The 9,463-nt window shown below is 44.8% G+C and carries 3 protein-coding genes and 1 pseudogene; all 4 read right to left on the minus strand.

Annotated features, from left to right (window positions below):
* Positions 1-202: 202 nt before the first annotated feature.
* Complete coding sequence (locus EKM84_RS12270; protein ID WP_164511397.1) at positions 203-5,494, minus strand: helicase HerA domain-containing protein; 5,292 nt, start codon at positions 5,492-5,494, stop codon at positions 203-205.
* Positions 5,475-6,815: a DNA phosphorothioation-dependent restriction protein DptG gene (gene dptG / locus EKM84_RS12275; RefSeq protein ID WP_125766010.1), complete on the minus strand. Its 1,341-nt coding sequence runs from the start codon at positions 6,813-6,815 to the stop codon at positions 5,475-5,477. Before dptG ends, EKM84_RS12270 begins: the two co-directional genes overlap by 20 nt.
* Positions 6,816-6,818: 3 nt before the next feature.
* Positions 6,819-8,954, minus strand: a complete 2,136-nt coding sequence (dptF, locus tag EKM84_RS12280; protein ID WP_225418201.1) for a DNA phosphorothioation-dependent restriction protein DptF — start codon at positions 8,952-8,954, stop codon at positions 6,819-6,821.
* A gap of 234 nt (positions 8,955-9,188) precedes the next feature.
* Positions 9,189-9,281, minus strand: a pseudogene (locus EKM84_RS14360) (zinc-ribbon domain-containing protein); the annotation flags it as partial.
* Positions 9,282-9,463 lie beyond the last annotated feature (182 nt).

Here is a 9,463-nt window from a genome sequence, read left to right on the forward strand (position 1 = left end):
ATCATGATTGCTAACCCAACAATCCCAATTAAGAACAACGCAACTATAAACATTATCATTGGAATAATGCCAAAAATTTTTAACCACATGTTATCATTTCTTTCTGTAATCAATTATAAGCTCTTTTAAGCCATTCTATCAACCAGAAGAATAGAAGACACGAAAGGCGTGACCCGCGGGTCACGCCTTTTCTGTCGGAAGCTCAATCACGATTGAGACGACTCTTTAAACTATCAATGTTGACGACATCCGCCGATTTAATCAAGCGGCCCTCTTCATTCAAAATCGGTCCATTGACAATACACTGGCCCTTTTGCAATTCCGACAATTCCTGCTCATATCCTTTTTGTCGGTTACGATCAGAACTTAACGTTTTCGCAATCGCCCGCGTCTGACTTTCCGGTGGCAGGAAGTGGACCTGCTCAGCCGTATTATAAATTGAATCGACCTCACCCTTAATACTGCTAAGCGATTGGGTAGCAAAGACACCCGACCACCCAAACTTACGGCCTTCGGTCAAAATCTTAAACGTTGGTGCTTCCCGTGCAAAATTCAAGTTTTGAACTTCATCCAGAAAGACGGGATAGACCAGATGTCGGTCCGTATGCATCTGCGAATAGTTAAATAGGTCCCATAAGACAAATTCAATCATCGCTTTTTGCACGGAGGCCGGATAGCGACTTAATTGGATAATGTTGATTTGCCCAGTTGAACCAAAGTAATCCGACCAATCAAAATTCGTCTCACCATAGGTAAAGGGATCATTATCCAACAATGTCTGCAATCGCCCATAGAGCGTTAAATCATCTTTATTTTCGGTCAACTGTTCTTTTAGCTTGCTAAAGGTATAGTGCTTACTAGTCGCCATTCCTTCATTCATAATGGTAATCAACCGACTCTTTTGCTGAATCCCCAAGCCAAAGACAAAGTCTAAAACTTCCGCAACTCGCGACACAACGTTTTCAGCCTTTTCCTGGTAGTGAAAATCACCAATACTGTACTCGTTAAACTTAAACGGATTAATCGCCAAACGCTCCTGCATAATAATGTGTTGATGAATCTCAGGAACCTGTTGTTTCAAAATATCATCCAACTGATCTGGCAAGTAACTATCCGTATAATCAATAATCAACGTGTCCGTTTTATTTTGCGCAAATTCGTATAACAAGGTCTGGATAAAGTACGTTTTACCTTGTCCTGACTTCCCAGTAATCAGCATATGGCGATTTGCTAATTGATGATTGTCATACTCCCAGAATGCCTTTTGATTCGAGCCATCGATGGTTCCTAGCAGAATACGCCGATTATCGGGAACCTCAGTCGTCTCTTCCGGCGTAGTGTGCTCTGAACGAACTAAGAGCGGCTGCTCAGCTTCCTGGCTGGCCGGACGAGCTTCTTGCACGTTTACCGATGTTGGCCGTGATTCTACCGTCGACAGACTAGCTAAATCGTCATCACGCGTCTCATCAGCTGACTGGTCACCTGTTTCAAACGACGAGGACAGTTCAGAACGCTCAGCCGTCACCGATACATCCACGGTGGCCGTATCGGTGACCTGGGTTGCCATTGAAGTTGCTTCCTCTTGGGCTTCTGCTACCAGATGCCGATACGTTGAACCATCGTTCTGCGAAACATCGTTCAATAACCGCGACGTATCGAAGCCTAACTGATCATGCTGCACCAAATCAATCACGCGTTGGGTCTCAACACCGGAAAAACGGAAGGCATCATTTTCAGGAACTTCAACCAGCGTATAGTGGTCGTTGATCCGTAAGGAACGGTTGGTTTCTTCCCGTTTTAACGAGAAGATAAATTTGTTCCGATAAACATCCGTCAACGTATTATCCACACGTAAGTCTCCCTGGCTGACCGCCTGGCGATAGCGCTGCAACTTCTGGTAAGTGTCCGCCGTCATGTTACCATTGCTAAATAGTTTGGCGGCATTGGCAAAGTACAACTTCATAAAGAAATCCAAATAAAAGTCCGACTTAAAGTCGATGGCATCAAAGATGACTTTCTTTAACACGTTATACGTCTTGTCGACCTGACTATCTGCTTTATTGATGGCTTGATTGGCGTTCTTACCGACTTTAACCTCAGTTGGTAAAAAGGTCACCTTTAGCTGGCCTTCATATTCCCAAAGACCAATGAACAGCAAATCATCCGATATTGCGCCCTGGGCCCCCAGACTTTTGGCACTGAAGATGGCATCGTTCCGGGACTCCCCGACAAACGATCCCGACACACGTAAAATTTCTTCCAGTGAAAGTGGCACCCACACAATATCAGGGCGGTGCAAGATGCCCAGCATTTCCTTGTAGACCGCTAGAATACTCAGCTTTTCTTTGACCGTGTTCTTTTGGTTGCGGTGACTGACCAACCGTAATAACCACTCACCATTCAGGACGTTGAACGACTTGATAATGGTGGTCAAAAATGCCTGATTATCCCGATGGTCAACGGATTCAGGAAGGTTTTCCGACAGAATGATTTCATATTGGTGCACCTTTTTGGTCAACGTAATCGATTCATAATTGGCCGAATTCGTGTAATCCGTGTAGTGAATGACGTAGATATTCTGGTTCATCTGCGTAAAGTAATCTAACTTCACTTCCGGATTCAATAAGGTGACCCACTTACTGCCATCGAACTGGTGCTGGAACTCCTGGTTATCCACTTCTTCGACACTGTTCGTCAGGGCTTGACCATGACTCATCACGGCGTGCCGTTGAACCGTTGCCACCAAAAGTTCGTTCCAGACCTTTGCCATTTTTAGTGGACCAGACAGTTCGTCTGCCGAGAGGCCCTTAGTCCCGAAACCATTTTTAATACTATTTTGAACGTTGGTGTATTCATCGCCACCAATCAACCCATCAATCGAGTAATTCATCGTTAACTGTTCCGTGCTGTACTGACTCAGCGTTAACTGATTCGTAAACTGATAGAAGGTAATATGGTAATCGATTTCCGGATTCTCACCATAAAAGATGTCCAACTTATTTTGAATCGTTTCAATAATTTGATCAGAATTAACATCTTTCACCGTCTTCAACGGTTGGTGGAAAAAGTCCTCATAATCCGCCTTGCTATGAATCTTGTAAAAGCGTGTAATGGTGGAACTGAGATGTTTTGCTTCATGGTTAACAATGTGCAAAGCCACCGGATTGATTTGCGAAAGGTCATCCTTATTCTGTCCAATTTCATAAATCAAATAGTCCGTCACACTCTTAATTAGGGGCCGCTCATCCTTAACATTGACCGCACGGACGTTGTAAGTGATTTGTGCATTCAGCGTAAATAAGTAGTCAAAGTGCTTTTTAAAGTCCTTGAGGCGCTCCGTGATGATCTTTTGAGAAACCTCACTAAACTTGGACAGTTTTGTCTGGGAATAGATCAGCCATCTTGGGGCGTTAGAGACATAATCCGCCTTATATTCGGTGCCGTTTCGCTTAAGGTACGGCACAAGGTGCGCTGGGTTCAACTTACGCTGAATCGTATCAGACAGTTGTTCGTGGCCGATTTCCTTTTCAACCTGCAGTTGGTAGGCCAAGAGCATCGGATTGAACGGTGCATAAGCCAGCTCACCATCTCGTTCGAATTCCCCGATATGCACGATATTTCGAATGTCGTTCGGTAATTCGATACGATTGTCTTGCTGACTAATTTCCGACTTAACTTCATCCAAAATAATCTGGACAAGGCCCTGAATCTTGTCGTCCCAGTTAACTAGGCTCATCGCGGTTTGCCGATGACGTAATTCGAAGAACAGATTACCATAGGCCGTCAGTAATGGCGCTTCCAGGGTGAAATCATCATGACCCGGGAAATACTTGTCATGGTTAATCGCATCAAACTCTAAGTCCAGAAATCTCTTCTGCGATTCGTAGACACTAAAAGCGGTCTCCCCGAAAAAGATTTGTTTGTTGCGGTAATACCCATCAAATCTATGTTGCCGCCGGAAATTTTCAAGATAGACGGCGTTCCGTGGAACGACCTGTTCATCCTCATCAACCAAAGAAAATGGCACATCGATGTTATTGATCGACAATGTAAACTCATCAGCAGCCTCGTCGTCTAAAATCAACTGGGTCGTTTTAATCGCTAACCGATTCCATTTCGTCACTTGCAGGCCATCTAAATCATCAATCGACCGTGCCGTGATTTCTTTGACCGGCCCCGTTCCCAATTCAAAATCATCGATATCACTAGGTAACTCAATCGCATATTTCTGACCACCACGAATCGCCAATCGATAAACCGGCCGCAACGCGCTAATCAACATCGGGACAATGGGTAAAATCAAGATGTTGAAGGTAAAACGCAGTGAGCCCTTGTTTTGATGTTTATAAACGACCTTCGTCGCCATGGCCTTCTGGTCTGTTAAATGGGTAAAGGCGATTTTTAAATGATGCCCCCCCGTCTCAATTTTAGGGTTAGTGCTATCCGTCATCTTTTTAGCCAAGCCATCCTTTTTAATGACTTGATCAAACGGAATTGATAACGTTAGCTCCGGCTGCGCAGACGGATTAAAAATGATGAGTTGCCGATTCCGTTGGCCCGCCTTAGTTGATTTCTGCGGCCGATCCCAGAGTTGGATGTCCGGATTGTCCGTTACTAATTGGTCAGCTAAATAGGAGATTTTTACCTGATTCGTCTCAGCAAGCTCAGCCTTTCCCTCTAGCACCCGTTTGTAATCCACTGACTGCCAATCATTGCCCGCTAATGCGGTTGTGAGTCGGTCACCAGTGACGATCTTTTCTAACTTTTCTTTTGTATCCCCAAAGCCTCGAATCATGCCAATTTCAGCAAAATCCGCATGATTTTCACCCAAGCGTTTCTCGATATCATCCTCTTCGAAGGTCTCCAAACTCTTATCCTGGAAATACCCCATCTGCGTATAATCATGGGATTCGATTTTCCCCTTTTCGATAATGGCATAGGCATCCGCAAAATCCATCAGGGTAAAGGTTTGCTCCCCCTTGAAGAAGGCCCGCACCATGACCTTTAGAATCTGTTGCTCCTTGATGCTAAGACTGTCACTTTGATCAACTTCATTTTCCAGATTTTTACGTAACTCATCAAGGTTGAACGGTCCACCCTGGCGACTGATGTCCTTCGCACCGCTATTGATACTATCCAAAATACGGTTGGAAACAAACAGTAATGCAGTATTTTCCCAAATCCCTTGTTGTCGCCCAATCTGATTTCGCAGATTAACTAAATAGTCTGGCGTCACATTATTCGTGGACACAACCACCAACTTCATAGCTTGTGGTTGTTGGCCTAACTCAACGGCTAACCCTTTAAAGTCACTGTCTCCCTGACTCACGTGGAATTCATTGACAGTGTCCAGACGGCTCAGGTTCCCCATGAAGCTTTGAACTTGCTGAGACTCTTCAAAGCTTAAGACGTAGCGGTCCCCCGGCGTGATATCGACCGTATTCGCCCATGAAATCAGCCGTTTACATAAGAACTCATAGTATTCCTCTAACATATTGTGCATCCCCGCTATCACTTAATTTTTCTAAAATATTGGCTTGTTCATATAAGGCAATCACCTGGTCACGCGTCATTCGATCGAAATAAACACCACGTTCCTGTAGCGCCTTGAAAACGGCATTCAACGGCATTTTATCTTGACCAACAATCGCGGTCGTCAACATCAGCACAGTGTGCTTGTTCAGGGAGAAGGTGCGGCCCAACCGTCCGTGTTGCCGAACAAACCCTTGTTGGGCAATTTCTTCAAACGACTTCGCATACCGTGAACTGGTTCCTCGACTACCATCACTTCTTTTAGCCAGTAACGTCCACAAACATTTCACTGCCGCCGATAAATCAGGGAACTCAAAATCGATACCGGCGGTCACTGCGGCGTCTAACTGCTGGCTGAAAATCGGTAAGAACTCAGCTAAATTGGCATATAACGCATGGATATACGCAAAATCAGGCGATAGAATCTGATTTTTCCAATAGAAATGCTTCGTATCCGGAATCAAAGCATTTAAGTAGTTCAAAACATCAACATCGGTCAACAAATCCTGCCCGTGTTGGTAGACCATTGAATACCCCGTTTTAACCGCCTGTCGTGAACGGGAAATCGATTCGTTTTCAAGCGCAAAATAAAGCGGCGTAATGGTCTGTCTGGCCTTAGAATTGCTAACTCGCGCAATGGTTTGGGTCACATAGGTGAAGTAATAAAATTTCAACAACTCGGCGATATGGTCATAAAAATAACCTTTATCTTGAATCAACCGTTGAACATCCTGGCGAAATAGGTCTTCATAGTAACCCTGATTATAGAATTCAAAATGGCGAGGGGCTTGCTGCTTCGCACTCTCCGTGGCCTTGAGTCCTTCGAAAACGACACGTTCATACAAGTTCGCCGGCTGGGTCCCGCTAAAGCTCGCCACAAACGTTTGATTTTCTTTCAGCCGCAGGAGCTCAATCAAGAATTCCCCTAACCGAATTTCACCCGTGCGTTCTTTGCTTTCTGATAGTGGCAGATATTGTAACAACTTCGAACTGGGCATCTCGCGATAAATGTCTGGCGAGAAAAGTTGGTCAACGACCTGCTGATCAACATCGGTGTCAATCAACGTACTCTTCGCCGTTAAAGCTGATTGGTTCAGGTCAACGTTCTTCCCATTAACTGCCCGCGCAATGACGCCGACCATGGGGGTGAACCCATTTGTAAACTTGACCCGTTCCGGCTTACGCGTAAAGAAGGGTAAGATATATCCGGCAAAATCATGGGTGGCTTTAAACTTGGTCTCAAAATGTAACGTTGTGCATAAGGCCTTAACTTGTTCGTTCATTGACTACATCTCCCCCATTTCAACATCCATGCCATCATAGGTTAACCGGTAGTAGTGGTTAGTCTCAATATTCCCAATCAACGTTTCTTTGTCCGTCTGGCGACTCTTGGTAATATTTTCAATAAACGTTGCCACGTTGACAAATTGATGCCGGTCAGCCGTTTTTAGCAAATAGCCTTGTCCCACTCGCTTAATCAGGACGAACAGGTCGAAATCGATAACGAGCGCATGGCCTTGGGTCGCATCCGCATTTTTTAACTGAAACACGACATTAAAGTCATGTTCGGTAATCTCCTTGAACTCAAGGTTAAACGGCACCGCCACCCCAAATTTTTTACGTTCGTTAATGAACGTAAAAATATAATTGCGTTGGGGGCTACCATTCCAGTCGTAGATAAATTGTTTTGTCTGCTTATAGAACTCGCGATTAACTGGGTGACGACCATCTTTGGTGGCCGCAGCCATCAGCAATTGCAAGTATTCATGGTATGGGCCGTCATCAAAGATGGCATCTTCCCGTTCTAATAAATACTTTATCCGTAGCAGCAAGCCCAATTTTTCCTCAAAGGAGGCTTTATCAACGTTGACATAGTCCCAGAGCCATTCAATCTGGTGGGCGTCTTCGGCTCCTAAAAAGTCTTCCGCCAGTTTCTGCAAGTCTTTTCGCGAATTGTAAATCTTAGTCATCAGCTCTTCGGCCCGTTGATTCTGGAATTTTTGGGGGTCGAACTCATTGATCTTTTTGATGACAGCCGAATCCCCTGAACCACCAAATAATAAGTAGGGAAGCGATTCTTGGTAGTTAATGACATCATTTTCCTCTAATTGATTGGGCACTAAGATATCGTGAATCAATTCAAGCAACGCCCGCGTTGAAATAATGACCTTTGATTCCACTTGAATCTTAATGAGTAAGAATTTCAACGTTTCGCGAACTTTAGGGTTCATAAACAACTCATAATTATGATGGGTCAGTCGCGTCACATAGTGTTGTTGATCCATTTGGTAAGCTTGATAGAATGGATTCGTCGTGCTCTGCATCGCCACTTTATCAAATAACGCATCATAAAATTGGCTGTTAGTCCCCGTGGCATCAACCTTAAAGAGCGGATAATCCCGAAATGATAAGAGACCAAACTGAGCATTCGCTAACTTATCCTGGTTTGTCAGACTGGTGGTGATCCCCGATGCCGCCAAAAAGGCTAAGACTTGCTCAAAATCCCCGGCCTGTTTCGCCTGGCGAATGAAGTTCATCAGGATTCCCATGTTGATTGCCACGACCAGATTCATTTGCGTCGTGGCCAGTTTGCCATCTGAGAACGGCTGAAGGATCTCCAGTAACGTTTCCATCGCCGTTTTATGGGGATCAAAACTTTCAGTCGCATCGTAGTGAATTTTGACCTGTTTTTCCCTAAATAAGTCACGATGTTTTTGCTTCAAATAGCCAATCAAATGGGATTTCCCATCCCCAACGTTACCGACTAAGAAAATCAATTTTCCGTGTTGAGTGGACAGCCCTTCAATCATCGTTAATAGGTCCGTCTCAAGATTCCCGCGGTCAACGTGCATATATTCTTGTAGCTGATTCAAGTGGTCCGCATCCACAATAGCATTACTCGATTGACCAGATAGAAGGTTCAATTTCTTTTCTAATTCACTCGTTCGCCCGTAATTTCGGTATTTATTTATCAGGGCTTGCACGAACTCAACTTCTTCTTGAGTGGCCACGTGGTCGTCTTGACAGAGCGGTTCAACTTTATACGCTAACTCGTCAAGGTCGTACCCTTCTATTTTTTTAGCAATCCGTAACTTTATCCGCGAAAACTTGGTGGTTAACGTCCCATTCCCTTGAGGAATGTCAAACGTCAACGTTAATTGGATATAAAGCGCATTCAGACTAGCCCGTAATTGACGCGTCAATTGGCCGTTAGGAACCGTTGGCTGGGGTTTAACGACCAAGCGTGTATGAATTTCCGGTCTGGCTACCGAAGAAGCCGGTTGCACCTTCATTTCAGTGGCCGGTTGATGTTTCGGGCGAGCTGCCAAGCTCGTCATCTCACTCAAAACTGATTTGGACGCTTCAGCACCCGCATCTTCAGTCGCCTCAGAGGTCTCAGCGGCCTCTTCTGTTGTGACCACATCTATCGTTTCCGACCCCACCCCTGCGTTTGACTCAGCTTGCTGACTTTCGATACCGTCATCTTCAACGGGTGAAACACTGGTCTGTGAAGGTTGGTGCGTCTCTGAGCCTACCGACGATTGGCTTGTCTCTGCCGATAGCTCATTGGTTGAGTGCTCATTACCAGGTATCTCCGGCTGAGAGGCTGCTTCCGGAACAGCCGCAGGCTCAGTCGTTCGATATTTTTGTAAGTTAGCCCCACAATTAGGACAGAAGTTTGCATCGGGAACTAATTTGTTCCCGCAATTGGGACAGAAATTCATAGTTACGCCTCCTAGTAACGTCATGAAAACCAAATTATTTATTGAATTGGTAGATTGCAAATTTAATCCGAATTTTTGGACAAATTTGTCAGCATAACCTGATACGGTGTTTGCCAGTCGAGTATTTTAAGAAGCTGTCTAAAATCTCTTAAGTAATAGTGCTAAAAACGCTAAAACGACCATTTGCAGACTGGTGGTTAATTGAC

This window comes from Levilactobacillus mulengensis (assembly GCF_003946045.1).
Taxonomy (GTDB): domain Bacteria; phylum Bacillota; class Bacilli; order Lactobacillales; family Lactobacillaceae; genus Levilactobacillus; species Levilactobacillus mulengensis.